This window comes from Novosphingobium sp. MBES04, from assembly GCF_000813185.1.
Classification (GTDB): Bacteria; Pseudomonadota; Alphaproteobacteria; order Sphingomonadales; family Sphingomonadaceae; genus Novosphingobium; species Novosphingobium decolorationis.
Genome location: NZ_DF850490.1, coordinates 73,017 through 99,297 on the forward strand (window position 1 = coordinate 73,017; position 26,281 = coordinate 99,297).

The 26,281-nt window shown below is 61.8% G+C and carries 23 protein-coding genes and 1 pseudogene; 12 read left to right on the forward strand and 12 right to left on the reverse strand.

Going from position 1 to position 26,281, the window contains the following annotated elements; translation table 11 throughout:
- The coding region (locus MBENS4_RS22285; protein WP_084592323.1) for a hypothetical protein at positions 1 to 218 on the reverse strand (218 nt) is incomplete at its 3' end.
- A gap of 334 nt (positions 219 to 552) precedes the next feature.
- Between MBENS4_RS22285 and MBENS4_RS22290 the strand changes: the two genes are divergently transcribed.
- The 12 genes and pseudogenes from MBENS4_RS22290 to MBENS4_RS22345 all read left to right on the forward strand — a co-directional run bounded on the left by MBENS4_RS22290 (position 553) and on the right by MBENS4_RS22345 (position 15,169).
- Positions 553 to 1,146, forward strand: a complete 594-nt coding sequence (locus MBENS4_RS22290) for a ribbon-helix-helix protein, CopG family (RefSeq protein ID WP_039396111.1) — start codon at positions 553 to 555, stop codon at positions 1,144 to 1,146.
- A complete protein-coding gene (locus MBENS4_RS22295) occupies positions 1,143 to 2,552 on the forward strand; it encodes a relaxase/mobilization nuclease domain-containing protein (RefSeq protein ID WP_242405081.1) in 1,410 nt (469 codons plus the stop codon). Before MBENS4_RS22290 ends, MBENS4_RS22295 begins: the two co-directional genes overlap by 4 nt.
- On the forward strand, positions 2,549 to 3,439 hold the full coding sequence (locus MBENS4_RS22300) for a hypothetical protein (protein ID WP_039396114.1): 891 nt from the start codon (positions 2,549 to 2,551) through the stop codon (positions 3,437 to 3,439). The genes MBENS4_RS22295 and MBENS4_RS22300 overlap by 4 nt, the downstream gene beginning before the upstream one ends.
- 783 nt (positions 3,440 to 4,222) lie before the next feature.
- On the forward strand, positions 4,223 to 5,479 hold the full coding sequence (locus MBENS4_RS22305; RefSeq protein WP_039396117.1) for a TolC family protein: 1,257 nt from the start codon (positions 4,223 to 4,225) through the stop codon (positions 5,477 to 5,479).
- Positions 5,480 to 5,493: 14 nt separating this feature from the next.
- Positions 5,494 to 6,648, forward strand: a complete 1,155-nt coding sequence (locus MBENS4_RS22310; protein ID WP_039396120.1) for an efflux RND transporter periplasmic adaptor subunit — start codon at positions 5,494 to 5,496, stop codon at positions 6,646 to 6,648.
- A 4-nt stretch (positions 6,649 to 6,652) separates the two neighbouring features.
- Positions 6,653 to 9,886 (forward strand): efflux RND transporter permease subunit, encoded by a 3,234-nt coding sequence (locus tag MBENS4_RS22315; RefSeq protein WP_039396123.1) that lies wholly within the window; start codon positions 6,653 to 6,655, stop codon positions 9,884 to 9,886.
- 60 nt (positions 9,887 to 9,946) lie between these two features.
- A complete protein-coding gene (locus tag MBENS4_RS25030; RefSeq protein ID WP_084592325.1) occupies positions 9,947 to 10,447 on the forward strand; it encodes an SRPBCC family protein in 501 nt (166 codons plus the stop codon).
- 74 nt (positions 10,448 to 10,521) lie between these two features.
- Positions 10,522 to 10,818, forward strand: a complete 297-nt coding sequence (locus tag MBENS4_RS22325) for a TFIIB-type zinc ribbon-containing protein (RefSeq protein ID WP_039396129.1) — start codon at positions 10,522 to 10,524, stop codon at positions 10,816 to 10,818.
- A 41-nt stretch (positions 10,819 to 10,859) separates the two neighbouring features.
- Positions 10,860 to 11,225 carry a hypothetical protein gene (locus MBENS4_RS22330; RefSeq protein ID WP_144401055.1) on the forward strand — a complete coding sequence of 122 codons (366 nt, stop codon included), beginning with the start codon at positions 10,860 to 10,862 and terminating at the stop codon, positions 11,223 to 11,225.
- A 165-nt stretch (positions 11,226 to 11,390) separates the two neighbouring features.
- Positions 11,391 to 13,882, forward strand: a pseudogene (locus MBENS4_RS27505) (heavy metal translocating P-type ATPase).
- 124 nt (positions 13,883 to 14,006) lie between these two features.
- Entirely contained in the window at positions 14,007 to 14,888 is an 882-nt protein-coding gene (locus MBENS4_RS22340; RefSeq protein WP_039396132.1) for a nickel/cobalt efflux transporter, read from the forward strand.
- Between the two features lie 14 nt (positions 14,889 to 14,902).
- A complete protein-coding gene (locus MBENS4_RS22345; RefSeq protein ID WP_039396135.1) occupies positions 14,903 to 15,169 on the forward strand; it encodes a metal-sensing transcriptional repressor in 267 nt (88 codons plus the stop codon).
- Between the two features lie 89 nt (positions 15,170 to 15,258).
- Here the strand turns inward: MBENS4_RS22345 and MBENS4_RS22350 are convergent, their stop codons facing one another.
- From MBENS4_RS22350 to MBENS4_RS22400, 11 genes are read right to left on the reverse strand one after another with little or no spacing between them, the layout of a single operon-like run.
- Positions 15,259 to 17,139 (reverse strand): type IV secretory system conjugative DNA transfer family protein, encoded by a 1,881-nt coding sequence (locus MBENS4_RS22350; RefSeq protein WP_148311209.1) that lies wholly within the window; start codon positions 17,137 to 17,139, stop codon positions 15,259 to 15,261.
- A gap of 18 nt (positions 17,140 to 17,157) precedes the next feature.
- The gene (gene virB11, locus MBENS4_RS22355; RefSeq protein ID WP_039396138.1) at positions 17,158 to 18,174 is read right to left on the reverse strand and encodes a P-type DNA transfer ATPase VirB11; all 1,017 of its coding nucleotides are present in this window, start codon (positions 18,172 to 18,174) and stop codon (positions 17,158 to 17,160) included.
- Between the two features lie 3 nt (positions 18,175 to 18,177).
- Positions 18,178 to 19,449, reverse strand: coding sequence for a type IV secretion system protein VirB10 (virB10, locus tag MBENS4_RS22360; RefSeq protein WP_039396141.1), 1,272 nt, complete (start codon positions 19,447 to 19,449; stop codon positions 18,178 to 18,180).
- A gap of 1 nt (position 19,450) precedes the next feature.
- Positions 19,451 to 20,458: a TrbG/VirB9 family P-type conjugative transfer protein gene (locus tag MBENS4_RS22365; RefSeq protein ID WP_052322704.1), complete on the reverse strand. Its 1,008-nt coding sequence runs from the start codon at positions 20,456 to 20,458 to the stop codon at positions 19,451 to 19,453.
- Between the two features lies 1 nt (position 20,459).
- Positions 20,460 to 21,137, reverse strand: coding sequence for a virB8 family protein (locus MBENS4_RS22370; RefSeq protein WP_039396144.1), 678 nt, complete (start codon positions 21,135 to 21,137; stop codon positions 20,460 to 20,462).
- A gap of 11 nt (positions 21,138 to 21,148) precedes the next feature.
- The gene (locus MBENS4_RS22375) at positions 21,149 to 21,487 is read right to left on the reverse strand and encodes a hypothetical protein (RefSeq protein ID WP_144401056.1); all 339 of its coding nucleotides are present in this window, start codon (positions 21,485 to 21,487) and stop codon (positions 21,149 to 21,151) included.
- Positions 21,488 to 21,546: 59 nt separating this feature from the next.
- Positions 21,547 to 22,575, reverse strand: a complete 1,029-nt coding sequence (locus tag MBENS4_RS22380) for a type IV secretion system protein (protein WP_039396150.1) — start codon at positions 22,573 to 22,575, stop codon at positions 21,547 to 21,549.
- 33 nt (positions 22,576 to 22,608) lie between these two features.
- Positions 22,609 to 22,860 (reverse strand): EexN family lipoprotein, encoded by a 252-nt coding sequence (locus MBENS4_RS22385; protein ID WP_242405083.1) that lies wholly within the window; start codon positions 22,858 to 22,860, stop codon positions 22,609 to 22,611.
- 2 nt (positions 22,861 to 22,862) lie between these two features.
- Positions 22,863 to 23,582: a type IV secretion system protein gene (locus MBENS4_RS22390; protein WP_039396155.1), complete on the reverse strand. Its 720-nt coding sequence runs from the start codon at positions 23,580 to 23,582 to the stop codon at positions 22,863 to 22,865.
- Position 23,583: 1 nt separating this feature from the next.
- Positions 23,584 to 25,950: a VirB4 family type IV secretion/conjugal transfer ATPase gene (locus tag MBENS4_RS22395; RefSeq protein ID WP_039396158.1), complete on the reverse strand. Its 2,367-nt coding sequence runs from the start codon at positions 25,948 to 25,950 to the stop codon at positions 23,584 to 23,586.
- Positions 25,943 to 26,281, reverse strand: coding sequence for a type IV secretion system protein VirB3 (locus MBENS4_RS22400; protein WP_039396160.1), 339 nt, complete (start codon positions 26,279 to 26,281; stop codon positions 25,943 to 25,945). Before MBENS4_RS22400 ends, MBENS4_RS22395 begins: the two co-directional genes overlap by 8 nt.

The window sequence follows — 26,281 nt, forward strand, 5'->3', positions numbered from 1 at the left end:
CACGACCTCGCCTTTGCAATCACCTTTGCCTGGCTTCGATCCATGGCCGGGATCTTCACTCGACCGAGCGCCGTCAGGAAGATCTCTCGCCCAGCGTCCTTCGCTGCGAGTGCAGCAGCTTTGGATCGTTCATTGAGTTCCGCGAGTTCCTGTTTGAGCTGTTCGCGGCGGGCTTCAATTGCGGTCAGATCGTCGGTCTTAGCAGCCGGTCGAGCCATGACTTACTCCGGTAAAAGATGGGTGGGATCGGCAGGAATCATGGCTCAGGTTGGTTTGGATTGCCAGAATGGGTTTCTGAAAATCCAAACAAATTGACGCGCGCTAAGGGCGCTCAGTCTCACCGGAATATGGTGTGCTTAGGGCGCTCTCGGTGGGGCCTTGGCGCTCCCGTTTCAAAGCCCATTTCCGCTTCCACGTTTTTCGGCAGATTCCCTTGAGGGGGAAGGGCGCTTGTTGTAGGAAGGAGTAGTGGTTAGGTATGGCAGGATATGCTAATTGGCACCAATGATAACATTGGTTCATTTGGCGGCCGCTGCACGGGGCTTCTAAGTCATGATGGTGGGTGCACGATTGTCCGAGGAACTGGTGGCCGAGATCGATCGTCTCGCCATCGCCCAGGGACAGAGCCGTGCGTCGTGGATCGCCAGCACCTTGCAGCGCGCAGCGCTGGCATCCGAGAACGATAACCTGCCGGTGACCGAGGTGCAGGGCAGGGGCCATCCTGACGACTATGTGCGCGTCACTGTTCGCCTGCATCGCCACGAAATCGAGGCGATCGAGGGCGTGGCCGGACCTCTGCATCTCACCCGAAACGAATGGATCAAGCGCACCTTGCGTTGGGCCCTTTGGGACAAGGCGGGGGCGCTACGGCTTGCGCCTGTGAGCCAGACCGAGCTTGGCAAGCTGCGTAAGCAGATCCTCGCGATTGGCCGAAACATCAACCAGGCGGTGCACGCGATGAACGCGGCAAACCAGCCTGAAAGCCGCCTCGAATTGCATCGCGTGGCCGCGCAGTTTCTCGAGACCTGCGCCGACCTGAAGGCGCAGGTGTTCAAGACCCGGCGCGAGCTATCGTCCTATGTCGGCGGTGAAGTCGGATATTGGATCGAGGTACACAAGGCACAGGGCGAGGACGGAGAGGGATGAGCTTTCGCTTCACACCCGGTACGCTCGACAGTCTGGCGGGCGTCTATGCGCCGCCCAAGAAGCGCAAGCCAGGAAGCGGGGGCGGGAAGGCGTCGGCTCCTAAAGCTGGGGGAACGCTCCTTGCCTTCGCGGTCTCTTCACTGCTTCCTTCCCCGTCCAAACCGAGGAGCGAGAACCGGCCCAGCGCACAGGCCAAGCATGCCTTCGGGGGTAGTAGCTCGGCGTCGGCGACTGGCCGCGCCATCCGTACCATGGAGTGCACGGCGCGCCGGGCGCCGGAGGTCGTGGTGCGCATCACCGGGCGCCAGCATGGCGGCGGGCATGTCCTTGCAAACTTCTCCTACATCAGCCGTCTGGGGCACGGAGAGGACGTTCAGGTGCCTCTCTACACGAGCGATGGCGATGTTCTTCGCGATGGACAGGACATGCGCATTCTCGCCCAGGACTGGCAGGAATGGGAAGTCGGAGGCGATGATCGGCGCAAGGGCGCGACCTCGATTTCGATGGTCCTTTCGATGCCCGCCGCGACCGATCCCGAGGCGCTGAAGGCGTCGGCACTCGATTTCGCTCGTGAGGAATTTGCCAATCGCTTGTGGGTTGCCGCTCTCCACGTCGACCGGGATCACCCGCATGTTCACCTGACAATTGCGCGTCGCGATCATGATGGGCGGCGCTTTCATCCGAACCGTGATGACCTCTTCCGGTATCGTCAGCGGTTCGCCCAAAAGCTGCGTGATCGCGGAATTGAGGCGAACGCGACGCCGGCACGGGCGCGCGGGATTGATCCTACGCATGAGCCAATCGCGGCGAAGAAGATGCGCGAGAAGGGGCGGGTGCCGCAGATCGACAAGAGCCGGGCCGAACGTGCGCAGGGGTTCCGCGATAGAGGCGTCCCCGATCCGGTGAAGCAGGTCTTGGCCGATCGCCACGCGACGGTTTTGCAGATTTACGCCAAGTCGATCATGGAGCTGTCTTCGTCTCCCTCGCTGTCCGACCAGGTAACGGCGCAGACGCTATCCAAGTTCATCGAGACGATGCCGGAGCCCGAAAGCAATTCGGAGCGGGCGGTGCGGCTCAGGCTTGAAGCAGAGCGTGGGTCGCGACTGGTCGATGATCGCGATCCGATTGCCCGAGCGCTTGCGAAACATGAGCAGCGGAGTCTCGGCGCCCAGGAATCGGAATGGGCGGAGGCGGGTGTCCGGCCATCTGACAAGCCGAGCGGCAATGCGCTCGATGATGGCGTCTCGGATAGGCTCAAGGCCTTCATTGAGAAGGCTGGCGAAGATAAGTCGGAAGGTTCCCTCGATCGAGCCGATGACATTCTCCGGCGTGTTCGCGAACGTGATTTGGAGCGCCAACAGCGTGACATTGATCGGTCCAAGGATCGAGGAGGGCCCCAACGATGACGGACGAGGGCACGCGCCTTGCTGTCGCGGCGATCCTTGAAACCGTGATGGCAATGCAGTCCGAAATGGCGGCGATGAATGCCAGGCAGGTCGAGATCCTCGACCGCCTGAATCAAATCGATGCCGGGCTTGCGGCGACGACGGATCTTGTGCCGATGCTGGAGATTATTCTCGCGCGCCTCATTGAAGATCGGGAGCGCCAGGCCGAGGGCTTTGAACGGACCGCCGAACTGGCCGCTTTCGCCCATGCCGCCGCGAGTGGGCAGGGCGAACCATTGCCGGATGAACTTGCAGATCACGCATTATTGAAGCGTTTTGCCTATCTGCAAACGGCCGAGCGCGAGCCAATCGATCCGGCCCTTGCGCGCTGGAGGCAAGAGGTGAAGCGTGCCTCTACGGAGGAACTGACCAAGGTTCTGAAGGCCCAGTATATGCCGTCGCCGACGGAGCCAGTCGACGTTCGGGTGCTACGCTTTCGCTTGGCTGCGATTACGCGCGATGAACTCAAGGTGCGCGGCGCTGTGTTGCCGCCCGCGCGCCCACCGGCCATTGTTCGCGATCACTCCGTCATGTCGAAGCAGGCGCGCATCGCTGAACTCGCCGCACTCTGGCGGGTGGGCGATAGCCTTGCTCTCCACGGCGATGCCGAACTCGCTGGTGCGATCGACTATATGGGGCGAACCCGGGCTCGTCTCTTGGCCGAGGGGAACTCTCCCGATTTGGTCGACGACTTGATGGCGCAACTTCACGAGAAAATTGGCGATGAGATGGCTGGCGGGCAGGTTGTGAAGCGTCAAACCGCACCTGGGTATGATGCGCCTGATCGGGAAAATGGCAAAGATTCTGAGCTGGGAGCGGCCCGCGAAACGGACCCAAATATACGCTAGCTCTTTTTCCGATAGGCGTCAGAGGTGGTCGCTCGAGGACTGAATTGACGTGTCAGGGAGTGGACCGACCGCTTTCCCTGGCCGTCGAAATAAGTAGCTAAGATGGGCAGTGAACGGTCATTTAAGTCTGATCAGGTAAGAATATTCCTGTCAGGCGGATACCTAGTGCCAACCCATTGCAGCGTTAAACTTGGAAAAAGACACAGATCTATTGGGCGTGATATAGCATCGATAAATATTGAGTAGGTTTTGTAATATTTTTACTTTAAAAGCGATGCAATGTAATGTTATATCCTAATGTAAATTTAGTGTGACACCTATTTGCATTGAATTAACAAGTGACTTGCACTTGTTTTTGCTTTATCGGCGCTCGTTATGCGCGCTGTTGGGCACATTCTACTTCTATGGCTTATGGCGTTGTCCATGCTGACGACGACTGCCGTCCATGCGCAGGAATTTCCGACTTCTGCAGCCGTAGATTGCTCTGGGTTTGTGCACAGCGAAGGCGATTGCGATGAGTCGCAGGGGGACGCTGATAAGGCCGTCCCGCACCATCACACGAGTTGTCACTCAGGTTTTGCTTCAGTGCCTCAGGCTACCAATAATTTGTTAGTTCTGAGTCCGGCTAAGGTGCGAAACCGCATGTTTGATTCACCTTCTCTAGACCGCTGGGCCATTGGCCCGGACCTGCGGCCTCCAATCGCCTGACATAGTCATAGACAGTCGGCCCATGCCTTAAACAGGTAGGCGGCTATCCGTGTCCTTTGTTCAGGATAATCTCACATGTATCGCTTATTTGCAGCCTTGCTGGCTGCCACGTCTTGCGCCGCCGTGGCGCAAGCGCAGGAATCGAGTACAGCTTCCTCTTCCCCGTCTGTATTGACGTTGGATCAGGCCGTAGCTGCAGCCGGAGGATCGGCGCCCGCCACCGATGCCGCACACGCCGGGATTGAAGCGGCTCAGGCCGCGCGGACTGTCGCCGGTCTGCGCCCCAATCCCTCGGTTCAGACCCAGATCGAAAATGTAGCGGGGTCGGACCAGTATCGCGGCTTAAACAGCGCGGAAACAACCGTTAACTTTGCGGTGCCCATCGAGTTGGGTGGCAAGCGCTCGGCCCGGATTGCCGTCGCCGATACGCAGATCGACCGGGCTGTGCTCGTGGCTGCCATTACACAGGCTGACATTCGCCTGCAGGTAACCCAACTCTACATTGAAGCCGCCGTTGCACAGCGCCGGCTCGAGATCGCCCGTGATCAATCACGGATCGCCGGCGATGTCGCCAAAGCCGCAAGAATTCGAGTCCAGGCCGGCCGCGCCTCACCCATAGAGGAGCAGCGCGCAGACGTGGCCCGTATCAATGCCGAGGCAGGTGTCGAACGTGCGGCACGGCACGCAAGAGCAGCACAGGCCAATCTCGCGAGGCGGATCGGCGCATCCGTTTCAGGCACCGTAGACGCGCAGTGGCTCGAGCAGTTGCCAGGCCGTGCAATGGGACCAGACCTGGACACATCAGCTGCCGGTACGCTGACGCTGGCAGCAGCCCAGGCCGACTTTGCGGTCGCCGATGCGCAGGTCAAGCTCGCTCGGTCGCAGCGGGTTCCCGATATCAACGTTGGGCCGGGGCTGCGCAGACTGTCGCAGACCAACGATACGGCGTTCGTTTTCAGCATCTCAATGCCAATTCCGCTGTTCAATTCAGGCGAAGCGGCGGTTGCGCAGGCGAGCGCTGAACGTAACCGCGCGGAAGCGCAGACCCGGATGACTGCGCTCGACGTCGAGCAAGCCATCACTAACGCACGAGCCGACGCGGACAATGCGGCCGTAACAGCGCGCGCTGCAACGGGCCCGGCGCTTGCCGCAGCCCTGGAAGCCGCGCGGATAGCCCGCATCGGCTACCGCGAAGGCAAATTTGGCCAGCTCGACCTGCTCGATGCCGAACGCACGCTGGCCGAAACCCGTCTCGCCGCCATCGATGCCCTCGCCGCCTACCAGAATGCTCGCGCGCAGCTGGAGCGCCTGACCGCGCCCGCGCCGCAATAGAGGAATTGACAGAAATGAACTCACGAAAAATCGCTTGCGCCAGCCTCGCGCTGCCGCTCGCCCTCGTTCTCGCTGCCTGTGGCGGCAAGTCTGAGGAAGCCGGCGACGCTGCGCCAAAAGAAGCTGCAGCCGAAGCAAATCCTGCAGAGAAGGGTAAGATCACGCTGAGCGCAGAGCAGATCGCCTCGGCAGGGGTGAAGATCGGCCGGCCCGTTGTCGGCGGCGCCGGCACCGTTGAATTGCCCGCGATGATCGAGGGTGATCCCAACGGAACCCAAGTCGTTTCCGCTGCCATCGGCGGTCGGGTTGTCTCGCTCACACGCAACCTTGGTCAATCGGTTGGTTCTGGCCAAACGCTGGCAGTCATCGAAAGTCGTGAGGCAGCCTCGCTCAATGCCGAGATCGAAGCGGCGAGGGCCCGTTTGTCGCTAGCGAATTCCAACCTTGCCCGTGAACAACGCCTGTATTCCCAACGCGTCTCGCCCGAGCAGGACCTGATCGCCGCCCGCACCGCCGCGACCGAGGCACGCATTGCCCTCCGTCTGGCCCAGCAGCAGGTGTCAGCAGCCGGCGCCGGAGGCGGTGCGCTCAACCGTATCGGCATCACCGCACCGATTTCCGGACAGGTGATTTCCCGTAGCGTCACGCTGGGACAGACGGTCGCCGCTGATGCCGAGCTGTTCCGCGTGGCCAACCTGTCCAACGTCTCACTCTCACTAAACCTCCTGCCCCAAGATGCTGGACGCGTGCGCCCCGGCGCAACGGTGACGGTAAAAGCTGCCGGGCGTGAGGCGACGGCCAAGGTCTCGTTCGTCTCGCCCGCGCTCGATGCAGCAACGCGCCAGGTGCCAGTCATCGCCACGCTCGATAATAGCTCTGGCCAGTGGCGCGTCGGCGAACCTGTAACCGCCTCGGTGACGCTGACCGGCAACGGTGGCGACAGCGCGGTGCGCGTGCCTTCGACCGCCATTCAAACCGTCGATGGCAAGCCCGCCGTGTTCGTGCGGACTCCCTATGGGTTCAAGGCCATTCCCGTGGCTCTCGGTGATCGCGCGGGCGACAGCGTGATCGTGCGCTCCGGCCTTTCCGGGAGCGAACACATTGCCACCACCAACAGCTTCACGCTCAAGGCCGAACTCGGCAAGGGCGAAGCGGGCGAGGAGGATTGAGCCAATGATCGCCCCTGTCGTTAACTGGGCGGTCCACAAGCGCTGGCTTGTGCTCCTTCTGGTCTCCATCGCCGCCATTATCGGTGCAGTAGCCCTCTCGCGGCTGCCGATCGATGCCGTGCCCGATATCACCAACAATCAGGTCCAGATCAACGTCCGCGCCCCCGCGCTCTCGCCTGAGCTGGTCGAAAAGCAAGTCGCCTTTCCCATCGAGACCGCGCTCGCGGGCATTCCCGGCCTCGAATACTCCCGTTCGCTCAGTCGCAATGGCTTTGCACAGGTCACAGCCGTTTTCTCGGATTCGACCGATATTTACTTCGCGCGCCAGCAGGTCGGTGAACGGTTGACCGGGGTCAAGGAAAACCTGCCTGACGGCGTGAACCCGGAGATGGGGCCGATCGCCACGGGTCTCGGCGAAGTCTACATGTGGACCGTTCGCCTCGATCATCGCAAGGACGACAAGCACCAGCCTGGGGAACCAGGCATGCAGCCCGACGGCAGCTACATCACGCCAGAGGGTGAGCGGCTGACCAACGACACCGAGAAGGCAACCTACTTGCGCACCGCGCAGGATTGGATCGTGGCACCGCTATTAAAGAACACGGCGGGGCTGGCTGGTGTCGATTCCATCGGCGGCTATGCCAAGCAGTTCCTCGTCGTTCCCGATGTGCAGCGGCTTGCCTCGATGGGCATCACGCTCACCGAACTCGGTAATGCGCTCGAACGCAACAATGTCAGCGTCGGCGGCGGTTTCGTCGAGCGCAATGGTGAGGGCCTTGCCGTCCGTGCCGACGCGCTCGTACGCAATGCGCGCGAACTGAGCCAGATCGTCGTCGCCACCCGCGAGGGCGTGCCCGTCACGCTCGGCCAGGTCGCGCAGGTCCGCACCGGGCAGGCGATCCGTATGGGCTCGGCGTCCGAGAACGGCACCGAAGTGGTCGTCGGCACCGCGATCATGCGGATCGGCGAGAATAGCCGGACGGTGGCAACGGCAGTGGCCGATCGCCTTCAGGGCATCAATGCCTCGCTACCGCCAGACGTCGTGGTTCAGCCGGTGCTCAACCGCACCACGCTGGTGAACTCGACGATCAAGACGGTCGGTAAGAACCTCGGCGAAGGCGCACTGCTTGTCATCATTGTGTTGTTCGCACTGCTCGGCAACTTCCGCGCTGCGCTGATTGCGGCGCTCGTTATTCCCATCACCATGATGCTGACAGGTTTCGGCATGCTGAAAGCCGGCGTCTCGGCCAACCTCATGAGCTTGGGTGCGCTCGATTTCGGGCTCATCGTCGACGGCGCGGTCATCATCGTCGAAAATGCGCTGAGACGCATGGCCGAGCATCAACATCATGAAGGACGACTGCTGACCGTCAAGGAGCGTCTCGACACCGTAGCCCATGCCGCACGCGAGATGATCAAGCCGTCAGTCTACGGGCAGGCGATTATCATTCTGGTGTATATGCCTTTGCTCACGCTGACCGGCGTCGAGGGTAAGACCTTTGTGCCGATGGCACTTACCGTCATCATCGCGCTGGCTTGTGCCTTTGTCCTTTCTCTCACCTTCGTCCCCGCCCTGATCGCCCTCTGGCTTTCGAAGCGGATCGAGGAGAAGGAAGGCCGGATCATGACCTGGCTCAAGGCTCGCTACGAGCCCGGCCTCGACCGCGCGATGAAGCGGCCGACCCTTACCGTCGGTGTCGGCATCGGCGGATTTGTAGCCGCAGTCTTCGCGTTCATGTCGCTGGGACAGGTATTCCTGCCTCAGCTCGATGAAGGCGATCTGCTGATCCAGGCGCTGCGTATCCCGGCAACTTCGGTCCAGCAGAGCCAGGCGATGCAGGTACCGATCGAGCAGATGATGTCGAAGCAGCCGGAAGTGAAGTTTGTCTTCTCCAAGACCGGCACGGCCGAACTGGCATCGGACCCTATGCCGCCTAACGCCACCGACATGTTCGTGATCCTCAAGGATCGCTCCGAATGGCCGGATCCCAAGCTTTCGAAGGACGATCTCGTTGCGCGCATCGAGAAGAACCTCGCGAAGTTCCCAGGCAACGTCTACGAGATCACCCAGCCCATCCAGATGCGCTTCAATGAGCTCATCGCCGGTGTGCGCGGTGACATCGCGGTGAAAGTTTATGGCGACGACTTCGACGCCATGAACGCCACTGCCGAGAAGATCGCCGACGTGCTGCGCCGCACGAAAGGCGCTGCCGACGTGAAGGTCGAGCAGACCACGGGCCTGCCGATGCTCGACATCAGGGTCAATCGCGACGCCATGGCCCGCCTCGGCGTCTCGGCGCAGGACGTGCAGGATATCGTCAACGCTACTGTGGGCGGCAAGCAGGCCGGCATGATCTTCGAGGGCGATCGCCGCTTCCCGGTGGTCATCCGCCTGTCCGATGCCCAGCGCGCCGACATGTCGACCCTGCAGCAGCTGCAGGTGCCTACTCCTGGCGGACAGTTCGTGCCACTTGCCAGCGTCGCCGATATCCGCGTCGTCGACGGCCCGAACCAGATCAGCCGCGAGAACGGCAAGCGCCGTGTCGTCGTCCAAGCCAACGTGCGTGGCCGCGATGTCGGCAGCGTGGTGGAGGATGCCCAGGCTGCCATCGCCAAGGATGTGCGTCTGCCGTCCGGCAGCTACCTCGAATGGGGCGGGCAGTTCGAGAACCTCGCTTCGGCCCGCGAACGCCTGCAGCTCGTTATCCCGGCGTGCTTCGTGCTGATCCTTCTGCTCCTCTACGGCGCACTCGGATCGGTGAGGGATGCCGCGATCGTGTTCACTGGTGTTCCGCTGGCGCTGGTTGGCGGCGTGATGGCGCTGTTCTTGCGCGGCATGGATTTCTCCGTCTCGGCCGCCGTGGGATTCATCGCGCTCTCCGGCATTGCCGTGCTCAACGGCCTCGTCATGGTCTCCTCAATCCAGGAGCTCATGCGATCCGGGATGCGGCGTGAGGAGGCGGCCAGACTGGGCGCTCTGCAGCGCTTGCGCCCGGTCGTCATGACCGCTCTCGTTGCAAGCCTCGGCTTCGTGCCGATGGCGCTTGGCAGCGGGGCTGGCGCCGAAGTCCAGAAGCCGGTCGCCACCGTTGTGATCGGCGGTTTGATCTCGGCAACGCTTCTGACCCTGTTCGTGCTGCCTACGCTTTACGCGCGGTATGGCCGCAAGGACATGGTCGAAGAGGATGACGAGCCGGTAGCGGAAGCACTCAGCAGTGAGGCTCACCCCGCAATCTGAAGGACGAAAAAGGGGGAGGTTGCTCAGCAACCTCCCAACCTTTCCGGAAAGGGTTTACGGATGAAAGAGATAACCAGCTTTCACCTTAAGGCACCCCCGAAACGTGTTTGGGCAGTCCTCTCGAATCTGAGCGGGTACGGCTCGTGGCATCCCCTCTATCGCTTCGGGGAAGGTCTAGTTACACCTCGTGCCATTATTCAGCTGTCGTGGCTGATTTCGGGCGACTTTCGCATTAATATGGACGTCGAGGTCTTTCACTACGACGAAGGCGCCGCGATCGGTTGGAGAACCGGGCACCGGTATCTCATCCTGATCGAGGAAAGCTTCGAGATCATCGAAGATAACGCCGGGACCTATGTCTACCATAGCATTGAATGTCGCGGGTGGGTCAGCGCCTTGATCTGGCAGTTCACGAAACGCGGGCTGCGCCGGCGCTTGGCCATCGAGAGCGGGATTCTGGCGCGGAGGGTCGAAGGAAACCAGCGCAACTACACCGTAGGCAACCGCCACAAACGGCGAAGCCTCAAGGCCCAGGCCAGTCACCGTGCGAATGACGAATGACATGCAGCCATGACTGCTCGGCGGAATGCTGCCCAAAAGATCGACCGAAATCAAAGTCTGAAAAGGAACTAGCGATGGTTCAAGAAGTCACCCCTCAAGGATTGCTGTGCCCCATTTGCCGCGTCGACCTCGTGATGACCGATCGTCAAGGCATCGAGATCGACTATTGCCCAAAATGCCGGGGCGTGTGGCTCGATAGGGGCGAACTCGACAAGATCATCGAGCGAAGCATTGGCGAAGTGGCACCACGGGCAAGTCAAGGAAACTACCCTTCGACGTCACAGGGCAAACACCGCGCCGGTCACGACGACCGCCGCTCCGGTGGGCACCATGGCCGCCGCAAAGGCTTCCTGCGCGAGCTCTTTGATTGATCATGGCATACGGTCGCCTCGCACAACGGGTCGCACACTGTGTGAGCGCAATCACCGCCGCCGAAGGCGCACCCCTTCGGCGGCGGACCAACTATCAGTTGGCTCGAAGCAGGCGGCTCCCATCAGTTTTCGTAGCAAGCCAGAAGATGCTGGCGGCGCTGGCAATCCTGCCTGCGCTCGCGAACTGTTCCGGTGGGTCTTCCGATGGTTACGCCGAGGAGCGGCATGACCGCAGCAAGGTACCGGGGCTGATTGGCGAACAGAACTACTCCTGCTCGGATGGCTCGAAAATCGATGTCGATTTCCTTGCCGATGGGCTCACGCTCAATCTCACTCACGATGCACATGGTCGTTTCGAGCGGTTGAAGGCAGCAGATACCGGCGCAGCTTCGTCGGCCCGGAAGTAACGGTCGCCCTATCGCGCGGCGAAAAGCTCACGATTTCCCGCCCCGGACGGCTGCCCATCATGTGCGAGCGGATCAAGAGCGCGGCCGGCAACAAGCTGGGGCCACCATGAAGCACTCAAGCCATGCATCCAACGCGCACCGCTGATTTCCTGAAGGAATAAAACAATGATCGAAAAGTTCCGCCTTGATATCCCTGTGTTGCTACCGGAAGTTCACGACGCCAATGACGCCTGTGTCACTCGTTTGATCGGATCGCTCAAAGGTCGCGCCGGCGTCGAGGACGCTCATGTAACGAAGGAAGGCCCTTCCGCGCAGGCGCTGCTCTGCATCCACTATGAACCGAGCATCATTTCGCTCAGCCGCATCCGCGAGCTGGCAGTTGCTGCTGGGGCCGAGATTGCGGCCCGGTTTGCCCATCGTGTTTGGACCGTAAACGGTATCAACCACCAGCGCCGCGCACGCACCGTGACGGATCAGCTCCTCACGCTGCCGGGCATCATTGAAGCAGACGCCTCCCCTGCAGGCAGCGTTCGAGTGGAGTTCGACCTTACCAAGATCCTGGAAAGCGACATTATCAAGGCTCTGAAAGGTGCTGGCGTCACCCTCGTAAGCGCTTTCGCTGCGCCCGTTGCAAAAGACGCCGGGCATACGCACGATGAAAAGGGTCAGAAACATGCGCCCGACGAAAAGCATGATCACAGCCATGGCGGATTGCTTGGTCCCAACACCGAACTGTTCTTCGCACTGGGCTGCGGCACCGCTTTGGCGATCGGATTCGCAGTCGAGAAGCTGACCGGAAATGTCGGCGTCGCGCTTGGACTTTATCTCGCAGCATACGTCCTCGGCGGGTTTTATACCGTGCGGGAGGCCATCGATAACCTGAAGCTCAAGCGCTTTGAGATTGATACGCTCATGTTGGTTGCGGCTGCCGGCGCCGGAGCGCTGGGCGCTTGGGCTGAAGGTGCATTGCTGCTGTTTCTCTTCAGCCTTGGCCACGCACTCGAACACTACGCGATGGGACGAGCGAAGCGGGCTATTGAGGCATTGGCGCAATTGAGCCCTCCTACCGCCCTGTTGAAACTGCTCGACGGGACGAGCGAAGAAGTGCCGGTCGAGAAACTTGTTCGAGGCGACATTATTGTAGTGAAGCCTGATTCCCGAATTCCCGCAGACGGGTTCATTGTCCTCGGCACTAGCAGCATCAACCAAGCGCCCGTGACTGGAGAGAGCATTCCAGTCGACAAGCAGCCAGTCTCGGATCAACTCGCCGCCCGAGCCAACCCGGATAGTGTGGATGGAGCGAGCCGGGTCTTTGCCGGTACGATCAATGGCAGCGGAATGATCGAAGTCGAAGTCACGCGTCTCTCTAGCGAGAGTACCCTGGCCAAAGTCGTCAAAATGGTCAGCGAGGCGGAAACGCAGAAATCGCCGACGCAGCGCTTCACGGATCGTTTCGAGCGTGTCTTTGTTCCGGCTGTGCTGGCGTTGGCCTTCTTCCTCCTGTTCGCGTGGGCCGTTATCGACGAACCTTTCCGCGACAGCTTCTATCGCGCGATGGCTGTGCTCGTTGCAGCTAGCCCCTGCGCTCTCGCCATCGCTACCCCCAGTGCGGTACTCTCCGGCGTGGCGCGGGCTGCCAGGGGCGGGGTGCTCGTAAAGGGCGGCGGCCCCCTCGAACTCCTCGGATCTCTCGACGCAATCGCCTTCGACAAAACCGGCACGCTCACTAAGGGCGAGCCTCGAATCCAGCAGGTTATCCCTGCGACAGGCGTGGCGCAGGCTGAACTCATGGCTTTGGCAGTCGCCGTCGAAAGCCTCAGCGATCACCCCTTGGCAAAGGCAATTTCTCGCGACGGACGGGAGCTTGCGGGCGGCCAGCCCATTCCGGAGGCTCGGGATTTGAAGAGTCTCACGGGGCGCGGCATCTCGCGCTTGTCGGTGAGGATCCAATCCTCATCGGCAAGGCCGAGATGTTTGGGGCGGACGGTGTGGCGGCCCTTTCCAGCGAAATGAGCGACGCGATCGCAAAGCTGCGCGATGCTGGACAGACGAGCATGGTTGTGCGGCGAGGCGAACGAGATCTGGGTGCTATCGGCTTGCTCGACACTCCCCGCGAAACAGCGCCCGCTGCGATCGAGCGACTTCGCGATATTGGCATCAAGCGGATGATCATGATTTCCGGAGACCATCAGCGCGTGGCCGAGGCCGTCGCCAAGGAAGTCGGAATCGATGAGGCCTGGGGCGACCTGATGCCGGAAGACAAGGTCGAGGCCATCAAGCGGCTTCGCGACGAGCGAAAAGTCGCGATGGTCGGCGACGGCGTCAACGATGCTCCAGCCATGGCGACCGCGACTGTCGGGATCGCCATGGGAGCCGCCGGCTCTGATGTGGCGCTCGAAACGGCAGACGTGGCGCTCATGGCCGACGACCTGTCCAACCTACCTTTTGCCGTAGGCCTGAGTCGCAGCACGCGCTGGGTGATCCGTCAGAACGTGTTCGTGAGCCTAGGCGTTGTCGCATTTCTCGTTCCCGCCACGATACTTGGCCTTGGCATAGGACCGGCGGTAGCGATGCACGAAGGCTCAACACTCCTCGTCGTGGTAAATGCCCTACGTCTCTTGGCGTACCGCGATTCCCCTGTGGCGACTAAGGAATGAGCTAGAGCAATTCATCAGCGCGATACGCTTTTCCGAAAGGCCGTGATGCAAAGTTTGAAGTGAGGCTCAAAATATCCCCACCGGGGGGATAGGATAGAATCAAAAGACGCGCTATGGGCGATTGATGACCCCGCTAACCGAACTCCTGCAGCAAGGCGCTGCCCACGCCTGGCTCTTCATTCCGACCGCAATTTTGCTCGGCGCCTTGCACGGGCTCGAGCCCGGCCATTCCAAGACGATGATGGCTGCCTTCATCGTCGCGGTGCGGGGAACGGTGCGGCAAGCCGTCCTTCTGGGGCTCGCCGCCACAGTCTCCCATACCGTGATCGTCTGGGTCGTCGCACTGGGCGGAGTGTATCTGTTCCAGGGGCTCAGTCCCGAGGGTATCGAGCCCTATTTTCAGTTCGCCTCCGGGTTGATAATCGTTGCCATGGCCTCTTGGATGCTCTGGCGCATTCGCCATGACCATGCGCATGATCACCATGACCATGACCATGACCATGACCATGGGCACGGCCATCATCATTCTCACGGAGATGGCAGGCACCATCATCACCACGTACACGATCATGATGGCGAGACGATCAATCACGAACTGGAGCACACCCTCGATCTGACCGATGGTGGCTATCAGGATGCCCACGAACGCCAGCACGCCGAGGACATCCGACGTCGCTTTACCGGTCGTGATGTGACAACGGGCCAGATCGTCATGTTCGGCCTCACAGGTGGGCTCATCCCGTGCCCTGGCGCCATCACTGTCCTGTTGCTGTGCCTCCAACTCAAGCGGATTGCACTCGGTTCGGTCCTTGTGCTTTGTTTCAGCATCGGCTTGGCCATGACAATGGTCATGTCCGGCGTGATCGCAGCACTCAGCCTGCGCTATGCGCAAAAGTCATTCGGCGGCTTCGGTTCGCTGGTCCGCAAGGCTCCATATGCCAGCGGGCTCGTGATTCTGTCCTTAGGCCTCTATATTGCGCTAAAGGGCTATCAGACGCTTCCCTGAACGGACATGAGCTTATGAGCCACGCTGCCAGCCCCGACCTTCTCAATCGCCTTCGCCGTGCCAACGGCCATCTCACCAGCATCCTGCGCATGATCGAGGAAGGGGACGACGGGCTCAAGATCGCCCAACAGATGCAGGCGGTCATCGCAGCGCTCGAGAAGACCAAGACCCTGATTGTAACCGATCATATCGAACATCACCTCGAGGACTTGATCGGGCCACTGCCTGGAACTGTTCGTGATGATCTCGCAAAGCTGGGGGAACTGGCCAAATACCTTTAAAAATAGCCATTCGAGTGAATAGGGCTTTTCGTCGGATTACGGCCAGCTTTCAACTGAAATGTAGAACCGGACAGTCCCCCAGCGGCCCATCAGGCTGTTGGGATCAGCACGGAAAATAGGTCCTTGAACAACATGTGGGCTGTTTGCCGGGGGGCGTGGTTGGCTGTCGCCTGGAGCGCTTTGACCACTGGCATGTTCAGAGGCCTGCCGCTGGATCCGGGTATTCCCGCTTCGCTTTCTCCACTCGCCTCCGCAGCCGTGATGATGCGAAGGCTTCGTGCCGGCACCGAAGGATCGGGGCGGATCGTCGGCATCGCTGGCGCTTGCACCTTCGTCAGCGCGAGCATGTCCTTCTCCTGATAGTAGCGGATCTTCTTGCCGTAGATGGGCGGGATGCCCGAGCGCAGTACGATCAGATCCTTCTCGGGTAGCAAGAGCAGCTCTTGCGGGAGCAGGAGCGCGCGGCGCTGATCGGATTCCGATACCGAACCGCCACCACGGCCCCAGGCGCCGAACGAACGGGACTTCGCGCGGAAGGTGTAGGTGCCCAGGCGCTCCGAGACGTTCTTGGCGTCGTTGATCTCCTTGGGTCGCATGACGATCTGCACGCCGCAGTTCGCGGAGATCTCCTTGGCCACCTTGTCGCCGTAGATGTGGTCGAGCTGGGAGAAGTTCTGGATCACGGGGAGGAGGCGAATGCCATAACCCGCCACATAGCTGAAGCCGCTGGCGATGACCGAGGCCCGGCCGAGGCGGGTGAACTCGTCGAGCAGAAGGAGCAGGCGCACGTTGTGCCGGTCGGCCGAGGGCAGTTCGCGCACGTTGAGGTCGATGAGCTGTTGGAAGAGCAGGTTGTAGATCGGCGCGACCCGCTCGAGGTCGTCAGGCGAGACGCCGAGGTAGAGTGAGATCCGCTTGTCGCGGAACTGGCGCAGATCGAAGTCGCTCTCGGCCGTTGCCGCATCGACATAGGGGTTGAGCCAGAGGTTGATCTTGGCCGTCACAGACTGGCGAATGGACGTGAACGTGTTGTCCGACGAGGAAATCCAGTCGCGCAGCGCAGAAATGCACGCGCCAGAGAGAGGCTTTCCAGCCTGTTCGCGCTGCTTGATGATTTTGGGGAAGCGGCGCCGGGCATCACCGGCGGCGAATTGGCGATAGACCTCGCCGATCGTGAAGGGCAGGGCGTCCTCGCCATCGTCTACGGTGGCCGCGACATAGGCCGAAACACCAAGGAAGGCCGTGCGCGCGCTTTCGGCCCAGAAATTGTCGCCAGTCAGGGGGAGCGGGAACAGCATGGCCCCGATCTTCTGCAACTCGTTGATGATCTCGACGGGATCGCGCCGGTTGATGTGGCCGAGCGGATTGTAGCGGCACGTCCGTCCTTCCCCGTCGAGCGGGTTGAATAGGAGCGTCTTCTGGCGAAGCCGCCTGGCGCGGTAGCCCGAGGTCAGGTCCCAGTTCTCCTGCTTCACATCGAGGACCACGACGGAATCGGGCCACGACAGCAGGTTCGGGATCACGACGCCCACGCCCTTACCGGCCCGGGTCGGGGCTTCGAGCATGACATGCTCGGTTCCGCCGAAGCGCAGGAACCTGGCGTTGAAGCGCCCCAGGATGATGCCGGCGCCTTCCAGCAGTCGGGCTTCCTTCACTTCGCCAAAGCGCGCCCAGCGCGCCTCGCCGTGCAGTTTTTGCGCGGTGAACATCGAGGCAAAGACGCCGGCCAGGCACAGAGCGAAACTGATCGCGAAACCGAGAAGGAACGGCTGCCAGACGATCGGCATGGATTTCATCGACCAGAGCGCACCGGGCACTTTCGCCCAGGGTGTTTGCATCGAGACCAGATGCGCGCGCCACAGCACCGTGACCGCGCCGATCGCGGCGCTGACCACGAGGCCCACGATCATAAGAAACGCAATGGCGCCCGGTTGGGACGCCCCCGGATTGCGAACCATCTTGCCACTCATGGGCCACTCCTTTGGTTGTCAGTCGTGAGGTTTGCCGGCCGGATCGAACCACACTTCGGTCATCCGGTAGCGGGCCGGTCGCCCGTCGCTGGGCGGAAGGCGGTGCATCTGCACCACAATGTCGACGAGCGAGCGCAGCAGGGCGCGAATGTCGTGGCGGTCGAGGTCGTTGCCGCCTTCGGATTCCTTGACGAGCAAGGTGAGCTGCTCGAGCGCGCCTTCGGCGGTATTGGCATGGACGGTCGTGATCGAGCCGGGGTGCCCGCTGTTGACGTTGCGCAGATAGAAGAACGCGGTTCCGTCGCGCAGCTCCTGGAGGAGAATGCGGTCAGGGCGCATGCGCAGCGCCGATTCCAGCAGTTCCTTGGCCCCGGCCTTCTGCAGACCGTTGCCGTCCTTGGAATACATCATGTGGACCCGATTGCGCTGGGGCACCACCAGTTCGCGCGTGTCCTCGATCGTCAGAATGCGCTCGAAGTCGGGGATCAGCTTGATCAGCGCCTTCGACAAGGTGGTTTTTCCCGAGCCGGTCGCGCCGGAAATCAGGATATTCTTGCGCGCTTCCACCGCGAGCTTGAAAAAGCCGTTCCATTCGCCCGCGGCCCGGTAAGTCAGCAAGGCGTCGTCCACCTCGTTGGTGGAGCCGTGGGCCTTCACTTCGCTGAAGAGGCCCGAGCGGTCGAGATCGCCAAGATCCATCGCCGTGTTCGAGGCCTTGCGGATCGTGATCGAGACGAAGCCGCGCTCGATAGCCGGAGGGATCACGACCTGGGCACGCTCGCCTCCGGGCAGGACCGAGGAGCAGATGGGGTAGTCCTCGCTAATGTCCTGCTTGGTCAGGCCCGCGATAAGCCGGGCCAGCGTCATGAGGCTGGCGTGATCGAGCGAGGGGGCTTCATGCCACTCCCAGCCCTTGCGGCTTTCGACGCCGATCACGCCCGGCTCGTTGATGACCAGTTCGGTCACGTCCTCGCGATCGAGGAGCGGTTGCAGCGGGGCTGCATTGTGCTGGTAGATCGCAGAGACGTTTGCCATCGTTCAGCGCCTCAGCTTGAGGTCATAAACCGGGCTAAAATCGAAGTCCTTGGCGACGAAGATCGCGGCGGTATCGCCCTGGTTCTTCTTCAGGATCGGCTTGATGTTCTTGCTGTCCTGAAGGATCGTGTTGCCCATCTCGCTGGGCACCTGCGTCGTGTAGGTCCCTTCGTTCGCGACGGCGCGACCGGCGATGTTGGAGGCATCCTCGAGCACGCTCATCATGAGAGCTGCACCGAAGCGCGCCCAGAACTGCGTATCGACACCGCCAGACATGCCCGAGCGGCCGAGCGCGTCGGCCGCAGGCGAACCAAGGTCGATCGCAACCCCGCGCGGGGTAAGTGCGCGGGTCCACAGCACGAACATGCGCGCCTGACCTTGCGTGATGCCGCCCGAATATTGCCCCAGGACCTTGGTGCCCTTGTCGAGCAGGACCACGCGGCCGTCCTCGGAATAGACGTCATGGTTGATAACGCACGAGACGAACCCGGCCTGTGTCGAGTTGATCGCGGTCTGCAAGGTACAGGGAATGACGGTGCCGGCGCTCAGCAGGAAGTCGCGGTTCTTGATGAGCGAGGCGCGCACCGTCTCGATCTTCGCGTGTCCAAGCTGGTCGGTGAAGTCCGTCGAGCCCTTGCTGGCCGAACCCGTGCCCGTATCGCTATCTGAGGGAGGGCCAAAGCCGCTGGCGCCGAAGTTGCGCGGGCCGCTCTCCTGGGCCTGTGCACCCGCAGCGGCTGCGCTCCTCGTTGGCGACGCCGTGGAAGTGGACGCCGTGAGGCCATTGGCCTGATAGGCCATGACCGGGGCCCGCCGTGCGGCATCAGCCATTTTCAGGCGCTCCTCATAACGCTTCTGGGCAAGGCTTTCCTCGCCACTGGCGGCCTCGCCCGTTGCCGGGACCGGGTTGCCGCTGGCGTCGATAGTCTGTTGCCCCAGGACCGGACGGCCGAAGACGTCGGTCTGAGCGCTGCCCGCTTGTCCAAGCTGGCCTGCGAGGGCCGCACGCTGCGCGGCGGGTGAGGCTACCACATCATCGACGCTCTTCTGGCTTGCTTGCGCCGGCTCCTCGGCTGCCTTCGCCGACCCGGCGTTGTGAAAGACGCCGTAGCCGATGATGATGCCAAGGATGGTCGCGACCAGGCCGACCCCGGCCCCGACGAAGGCGACGTTGCCCCAATTGGTGCTGTTGCGACCCGCAGGCGATCCGCTCTCTTCGGGAATGGAATCGGCGGGTGCGAGTTCACCGCCGCGATCAATGACGTTCTCGGCCATGTTACTGCCCCTTCACTTTGCGTTCGACGATGTTGGAGACGGTGCCCGTGCGCTCGGCGCGATCGTTGCGGGGCGGGGCCTCGTTGTAGATCGCGAGGACCGCCTTGCCCCGGCGCAGGCGTAGTTCGCGGTAGACGGCGTGGATCACCACGAAGTCGTCGCGCACGTCGTAGGGCACGATCGTCTCGCTCCCGTCCACGTCGACGGCGAAGATTGAGGGAATGTCGGCGTGGCCGGGGAAACGCATCGCCGTGAACTCGCCGTTGTCGGAGATTTCGCTCGGTTGCAGCGAGGCATCGCCCTGCTCGGTGTAGTTGAAGTTGCGCTTGCCCTCGATCACCGCGTGATCGAGCGCGGTCTTGACGATCCGGCTCTGCATGGCCTGAGCGGCTTGAGCCTGCGCCATCTGGACCTGCTCGGCACTCATCGCCTGCTCCGCTTGAGGGTAGTGGAAGCGAATGCCGTACATCGTGGCCGAGGTGCCGAGCGCCAGGTTGAAGTGGTAGGTGCGGGTCATCCCGCCTTCTTGCGTGAGGACGATGAGGTTTGTTCCGGCCGCCTTTTCGCGGGGTTTCAGGAAGACGACATTGCCGACCGGCGCAATCTGCCAGGAGATCGTATCGCCAAGGGCGGCCTGCGTGACGGTCTCGCCAGCGCCGAACTGGATCTCGATCGCGTGGCGGAACTGGCCGACGACCGTCACCACCTGGTCGGGATCGTAATCGACCGTGCGCACCCGCGCGTCCTTCTGGCCTGCAACCGGCGTTTCTGCCGCAAAGCTGGCATGAGGCGCGAGCGTAACGATGACGGTGCCGGCGAGGCTGAAGGTCACCAGCTTGCGCCAGATCGCGTCGATACCGCGCCAGAACGGGCTTCTGGCGCCCGACGAGGTGAGCGCGACCTTGGTGTCTACAGGCGACAGGCGCCGGGCGACTTTTTCGCGAAGGACGGGGAGGAAGGGCGTGGGGGTGTTGTCACCGCGTTCGGGCGTCTTGGGCGCATCGCTCATGTCAGGTCTCCGGGTCCGAGTGGAAATTCACGACCTCGAAGCCGAGCGGATTGATCAGCCGGTCCTTCTCCAGCGTGGGCGCTGTCGTGAACTTGAAGGTGAGGGTGGCGGTCCAGTTCTGCGCCGTGGGCGTGTTCTGGCCCATCGTGACGAGTTTGGCGTAGCGGACCTGCGCGACGGTCGGGCTCAGGAAGCTGATCGCGCGAATGTGGATCGAGACGAAGCCCTTGTCCCCGTAGATGTTGGAGGGGGCCTTCTCGTTGCTCGACTTGACGCTATCGAGGTAGCGCGAGCCTTCGGCCTTGTCGCTCATGAGCATGACCGCATAGGCGTTCTCGCGCGCGGCATCATCGAGCCAGCCTTCGCGCAGGCGAATGTACTGCGCCACGAAGAAGCGGTTGACCGCATCGTCATAGGTCTGGGGCTGGGGGCCTTTGAGCGCGGTCACGACCTGCGTTTCTCCGGTCGATTTGTCGACGCGGATCACATAGGGCTCGACGGTCTTGAGCGGGGCCAGCATGGCGACCGCCCCGGTCGAGACAAGCGCCATGGCGCAGGCGCACCCCGCGACAGTCCAGGCAACCCGCCGGGACTGGATTGCGGCGCGCATCCGGTCGTATTCGAACGTCCGCGCGCTTTCGAGGTACTTGCCTTTGTCGGCGGCTTTGACCTGGGCCATGAGACGTTTCCTTATGAGCAGGGAAGGTAGGAAAGCTCGATCTCGCGCTCATCGCGCGGCGAGAGAGCGGGGGTGGGATTTGCAGCCTGGGCTGCGGCGCTCGCGGCGGCTGCGGCCTCTTGCGCTTCGGGCGGAATCGGTGTGTCGCTGGACGGGCTCGATGCCGGAGTGGCGGGCCACCCGCCGCTCTGCGAGGGCGGGAGCGGCACCGGCAGATTGGGCATGATCGTGCCGTACATGTTGGCCGGACGCCGGTGCTTGCCGTCACAAACGGCAGGCGGCTTGATGTGACTCCCGGTGCATCCGCTGAGTGCAAGCGCACCCAACGCTGTGAAAATCAGCGCTTTCATAAAAACTCCGTCAGCAATGTGCCGCGTTAGGGGCGTTCAAAACTCATTCGCAGGCGACCTCATGTTCTCGTGGCGGTGCCTCCCGCCCGTCCGGCAGGCGCCGACGGGCGGGAATTGGCAATGCGGCGGAACATGAGGCGATTGGCCAGGATGTTCGCACCAGTCTGAAGGAAGCCGTGGCCGCCCGAGGAGGCGCCACCGGCGATGCCCGCCGCAATCGAGGGGGACTGGAAGAAGAAGACTGTTCCCACGATGTAGATGATCACGCAGGAAAGAACGCCGATCGCGATACCCGCAGCGTTGAGAACCATTCTGCCTCCGCTGGTAGCGATGAACATACTGCCATCGCCAACGGCGCTCATGATGTCGTCCATCACCTGTTGCTCGAGGCCTGTGATGAACTTGGTCATGATAGCGATGACCACCATGAGCAGGATGTAATTGGCCGTCTGCTTCAACCAGCCATCGAACAGCCAGCGCGAGGAATTGAAGAGCAGACAGGCCAGGGCCAGCGGGGCGAGAGCCACGCAGATCGCAACGGCCAGCTTTGCGAAGATGACGATGCAGAAGCCGACAGCTGCCGACAGGGCAGCGAAGATGTAGAGGACGATGATCGCGAGGAACGCGACGAAATTTGCGAAAAGCTTTTCGGCGGCGAGATCAATGTCGGTCAGGCCAACCGTCTGGCTTTGAACTTTGTCGTTTTCGTCGGAAATGATTTGGGCGATCTTGTTCGTATCCGAGACGTAGGTGTCGAACGTCGTGCCCGGGTTGGTGACCGCTGTACCCGATCCGGCCGCAATGATTTCGGTTGGGAGGTTGGTCGCCACGTTGACGACGAAGGCCGAGTAGCCGACAGCACTGGCCGCCGCGAGCGCAAAGCCGACTTTGCCGGCCTGGAATACCAGTTCGCGCAGTGGAGCCTGGATGGCTCCGCGCAGGACTGCAAACCCCAGAAGCAGGAAGTATATCGTTGCGGCAACGCCCAGAGGCGCGGCGACAAAGCTGACGAGGCCCGACCCGAAGCTTGAAACAGCCGTGTCGATGGCGGTTTCGACATAACCGTACATCGACGTGAATGTGATCATTAGGCTCATGGCGCCAGACCTCGACAGTTAAGATTACTGGAAGAGCTTGGCGTTCTGTTCCGCCCTGGCCTTTTGCAGCAGGGCATTGGAGGCAGCCTGCGCCGAGCCGCACATCTTGCTCTGCTCCTCGATCCCGAGGTTGCTGTATTCGCCCTTCGTGCACTTCTGCATCCAGTCCGACAGCATCTTGGGGTTCGCTTCGAATTCGGCTTCGGTCGGAACCTGCACCGGCTTGCTGCAGGCGGCCACAGCTAGGAGTACAGAAAGCGCAATCCACTTTTTCATGGTCATTTCCTCAGGATGTTGTCGTCGTAGAGAGCCGAGTTGTCGGCAGCGCGAGCTGTGGTTGCTGCGGCATTCGCGAGCTGGTTGCGCCCTGACTGAGCCATCTGAAGCGCCTGCATTTTGAGCTGGTCGTTCTGGAGCTGGGCCTGTTCGGCGGCGATGCGCGCCTGAAGGTCCATCACGTCCTTGGGGTCGGTCGCGGTGTCGAGCTTGGCTTGCAGCGTCTGGAGACCGGCCATGCGAGTTTGCGACACCGCCAGCGTGTTCTCGCCAAAGGCGGCCGTTGCAGCGGCCGAGCCGGTCGCGTCCTTGAGCGCCTGGTTGTAGGCCGCATCTGCGCTCGATGTTCCCGACAACAGGTATTGCGACTGGATGCTGCTTGCGGACGAGCTGAGCGAGCCGATCTTGGACAGATCACCGCCGAACAGCGTGCCGGCGTCCATCGTCGTGGTGGGCATTATGTTGCGCACCGAGCTGTTCGACAGGTTCGAGGCCACCGAGTTGATGTTGGTGAGCTTTTGCAGCGAGTTGAGCTGATTTTGCGCGGTCTCGATCTGCTGCACGCCCTGGTCGATGATCTTGGCGGTGTTGGTGACAGTCGAGATCGTCTGGAGGTAGGTCGAGGAATCGAACACCGGAATGCCCTGCGCCGCCGCGGGGGTTGCGGCGAGACCGAGCGCGAGCGGCGCGGCTCCCAGCAGCACAATGGTCTTGATGCGCATTTCAGCTTCTCCTTTCGTTGGCGTAGAAGAGCGGCAGCCATGCCGCCGGATCGGTGCCCGCCTGGGCAATGGCGGCCTCCATGACCTCCAGCGTTTCCGCACGGCCGGAGAGAACCGAGAGTTCGTCGAGCATCCCGTTCAGATCGAGCTTGGCGACAATCGAGGTGTGTCCCTGCTTGATGAGGAAGCACCGGCTTTCGGGTGTCAGGTCTTCCTTAATCAGCCGAAATTCCGTTTCCGTGAGGCCAAGGCCCTCGCAGTAATCCGAACGCTTGGCGTCCGAGTTGGGCAGGAGAATCTTGGTCGCGGTCTGCTCGATGATCGAATGGGCGATCGAGGAGCGCAGCGCGTCGGCGGGCGACTGCGTACCGAAGACCATGAAGGCGTTGCGCTTGCGGAAGGTCTTGAGGCCGTCCTGTGCGAACGATTTGAAGGCCTCGTCTTGCAACGCCTTCCAGAACTCGTCGATATCGACGACGACGCGCTGGCCGTTGAGCAACTCATCCACGCGGTGGAAGAGGTAGAGCATCATGGGCGTGCGAATTTCCGGGTTTTCGAGGAAATCCGTCATGTCGAACCCGACGAAGCGGACTGCCATCGAGACTTCATCGGCCGGGCCATCGAACGCCCACCCGAGCGCGCCGCCCTGGCACCAGCGCTCGAGCCGCGCGCCAATGCCTTCGGCGTCGGCATAGCCGAGCATTTCGCGAAGCGCGCTCATCGAACGTTGCGGCGCGGGCAGACGCATCACGGCATCGAGGCCCTCATCGATGGTGCGCTCTTGCGTGACGGTGAGAGGCTGGTTCTCGCGGCGGACCAGGACGCGGATGAACTGGCGCAGGAAGGCCATGTTGTCGTGGGTCGGCTCCAGCCCCTTGAGCGGGGCAAAGCCGGTCGGCTCGCCGTTGCGCAGCGCGAGATAAGTGCCTCCGCAGGCACGCACGAAGATTTCCGCGCCGCGGTCCTTGTCGAAGAAGATCTGCTTGGCGCCGGTCTTTTCGAGCTGGGCGAGCAGGAAGTTTTGCAGGACCGTCTTGCCGCCGCCCGTAGGGCCGATGATGAGCGTGTGGCCAATGTCGGCGCGGTGGAAGTTGAACCAGAAGGACGAGCCGGCGCGCGTCTTCAGGAGCGTCACCGCCTCGCCCCAGTGGTTCCCCGACTTGCGACCCGCCGGAAAGGTATGGAACGGGCTCATCGCTGCGAAATTGCGGCTGTTGATCACGGCGGGCCGCGCCCGCATCTTGAAGTTGCCGGGAAGCTGCGCCCAGAAGGCAGCTTCCAGCGCGACGTCCTCGCGCGCCATCACCATACCGGTGTCGGCGGCAGCGGCGCGCGCAATCGATAGGCGTTCGAGCAGCCGCTTGGGATCATCGTCGATCACGGCAATCGAGAGGTGATGCTCGCCCATCACGAAGCGGTTCGACATGAGATCGTCGACGCCATCGAGCAGTTCCTCGGCCTGGCTCACGCCGGCATCGTCCGAGGAGACCATCTGCTTGTACTTCTTCTGGAAGCGCTCGGCCGCGACCGACTTCACCAGCGGCGCGAAGCTCTGCGTCAGCACATAAGGAAAATCGAGCGTCAGGAGGCTGTTGAACTGGCCGCTGCGCGTGTTCGCGACGTACTCGCGCACGCCGAACATGCCGAGAAAATGGGACCTGTCGGGAAGCCGGATCTCGGCGGCCTCGCGCCCGAAGATGATCCGCGAATTGTAGATCGCCTGTCCGAGCCGTCCGTGGACAAGGGGAATGCGGATGCGGTCGCCGGTCTGAATAAAGTGCAGCACTTCCATGGGCTGGGAGAACAGCACGCCATTGCGCTCGTAGAGCGAGAGCGGCACCGGGTTGGTGTCGGCCAGCATGCTTTCGAAGTCGCGGCACTTGTCAGCCATGATCGCTAAGGCGCGATCATCTGCGGCGTGGCTGGCATCCGCCTTGCCGAACAGGCGGGTGAGCTGGTCGCCGGCCATGTTCGAGGGGCGCACGACGATCGTGACGTAGAACTCGTTGTGGTAGAGCACCTTTTCCTTGAGGCGCTCCGAATAACTGGCTTGCAGGTCGCGCGCGAAGGCGGACTGAAACTCGCCGTCCAGCTCGGGATTGGTGGCGGTGCGCACCAGGTGCGTCCAGACGGCCACGCGGTCATCGCCGATCGTGCGCCAGGCGATATTGAGCTTGTTGTGCCAGGTGTTGAGGTCAGCAATGTCGCAGGTTTCAAACGGGCGCCCATCGACCCGGTACATGCGCATGAGCGAGCCGTCAGCCAGCGCAACCACGGTGTCGTTGACGTGCCGGGTGTAGGGGATGAACTTGATGTCATCCTCTTCGCGAAGCGTGACCTGTTTGTGCTTGAGGGCGAACCTAGTCATTGCCGAACTGCCTGCGCTTCACGCCGGTCTTGAGGCGGACGGGAGAGTAGCTCCCGCCCCCCCAGAACTTGCGATTTTTGGAAATGAAGGTGGTCTGGAACCACAGGCCCCAGAGCCGGAACGCGTTGAAGTCGTAATGCACGACCATGCGCGCCGGGAAGTAGAGAGCGCCGAAGAGGGCGAGGGGATAGAACGGGTTTCCGACGATCCCCCACAGCACCATGCAGACCATGATGATCGGCAGGATTGCCTCGAGCGGCAGACCCATGAACACCGATGGCCGGGTCATGGCGAGAAACACCTTGTCTTCGGCGATCTTTTCCGTGTCCAT

What these genes read in the sequence shown, in the direction of transcription:
- MBENS4_RS22290 (WP_039396111.1), top strand. Translation starts at nt 553, where the DNA reads ATGATGGTGGGTGCACGATTGTCCGAGGAACTGGTGGCCGAGATCGAT.
- MBENS4_RS22325 (WP_039396129.1), top strand. Translation starts at nt 10,522, where the DNA reads ATGGTTCAAGAAGTCACCCCTCAAGGATTGCTGTGCCCCATTTGCCGC.
- MBENS4_RS22345 (WP_039396135.1), top strand. Translation starts at nt 14,903, where the DNA reads ATGAGCCACGCTGCCAGCCCCGACCTTCTCAATCGCCTTCGCCGTGCC.
- MBENS4_RS22305 (WP_039396117.1), top strand. Translation starts at nt 4,223, where the DNA reads ATGTATCGCTTATTTGCAGCCTTGCTGGCTGCCACGTCTTGCGCCGCC.
- MBENS4_RS22340 (WP_039396132.1), top strand. Translation starts at nt 14,007, where the DNA reads ATGACCCCGCTAACCGAACTCCTGCAGCAAGGCGCTGCCCACGCCTGG.
- MBENS4_RS22385 (WP_242405083.1), bottom strand. Translation starts at nt 22,860, where the DNA reads ATGAAAAAGTGGATTGCGCTTTCTGTACTCCTAGCTGTGGCCGCCTGC.
- MBENS4_RS22295 (WP_242405081.1), top strand. Translation starts at nt 1,143, where the DNA reads ATGAGCTTTCGCTTCACACCCGGTACGCTCGACAGTCTGGCGGGCGTC.
- MBENS4_RS25030 (WP_084592325.1), top strand. Translation starts at nt 9,947, where the DNA reads ATGAAAGAGATAACCAGCTTTCACCTTAAGGCACCCCCGAAACGTGTT.
- virB11 (WP_039396138.1), bottom strand. Translation starts at nt 18,174, where the DNA reads ATGGCAAACGTCTCTGCGATCTACCAGCACAATGCAGCCCCGCTGCAA.
- MBENS4_RS22380 (WP_039396150.1), bottom strand. Translation starts at nt 22,575, where the DNA reads ATGATCACATTCACGTCGATGTACGGTTATGTCGAAACCGCCATCGAC.
- MBENS4_RS22390 (WP_039396155.1), bottom strand. Translation starts at nt 23,582, where the DNA reads ATGCGCATCAAGACCATTGTGCTGCTGGGAGCCGCGCCGCTCGCGCTC.
- virB10 (WP_039396141.1), bottom strand. Translation starts at nt 19,449, where the DNA reads ATGGCCGAGAACGTCATTGATCGCGGCGGTGAACTCGCACCCGCCGAT.
- MBENS4_RS22350 (WP_148311209.1), bottom strand. Translation starts at nt 17,139, where the DNA reads ATGAGTGGCAAGATGGTTCGCAATCCGGGGGCGTCCCAACCGGGCGCC.
- MBENS4_RS22400 (WP_039396160.1), bottom strand. Translation starts at nt 26,281, where the DNA reads ATGGACACGGAAAAGATCGCCGAAGACAAGGTGTTTCTCGCCATGACC.
- MBENS4_RS22315 (WP_039396123.1), top strand. Translation starts at nt 6,653, where the DNA reads ATGATCGCCCCTGTCGTTAACTGGGCGGTCCACAAGCGCTGGCTTGTG.
- MBENS4_RS22300 (WP_039396114.1), top strand. Translation starts at nt 2,549, where the DNA reads ATGACGGACGAGGGCACGCGCCTTGCTGTCGCGGCGATCCTTGAAACC.
- MBENS4_RS22375 (WP_144401056.1), bottom strand. Translation starts at nt 21,487, where the DNA reads ATGAAAGCGCTGATTTTCACAGCGTTGGGTGCGCTTGCACTCAGCGGA.
- MBENS4_RS22310 (WP_039396120.1), top strand. Translation starts at nt 5,494, where the DNA reads ATGAACTCACGAAAAATCGCTTGCGCCAGCCTCGCGCTGCCGCTCGCC.
- MBENS4_RS22395 (WP_039396158.1), bottom strand. Translation starts at nt 25,950, where the DNA reads ATGACTAGGTTCGCCCTCAAGCACAAACAGGTCACGCTTCGCGAAGAG.
- MBENS4_RS22365 (WP_052322704.1), bottom strand. Translation starts at nt 20,458, where the DNA reads ATGAGCGATGCGCCCAAGACGCCCGAACGCGGTGACAACACCCCCACG.
- MBENS4_RS22370 (WP_039396144.1), bottom strand. Translation starts at nt 21,137, where the DNA reads ATGGCCCAGGTCAAAGCCGCCGACAAAGGCAAGTACCTCGAAAGCGCG.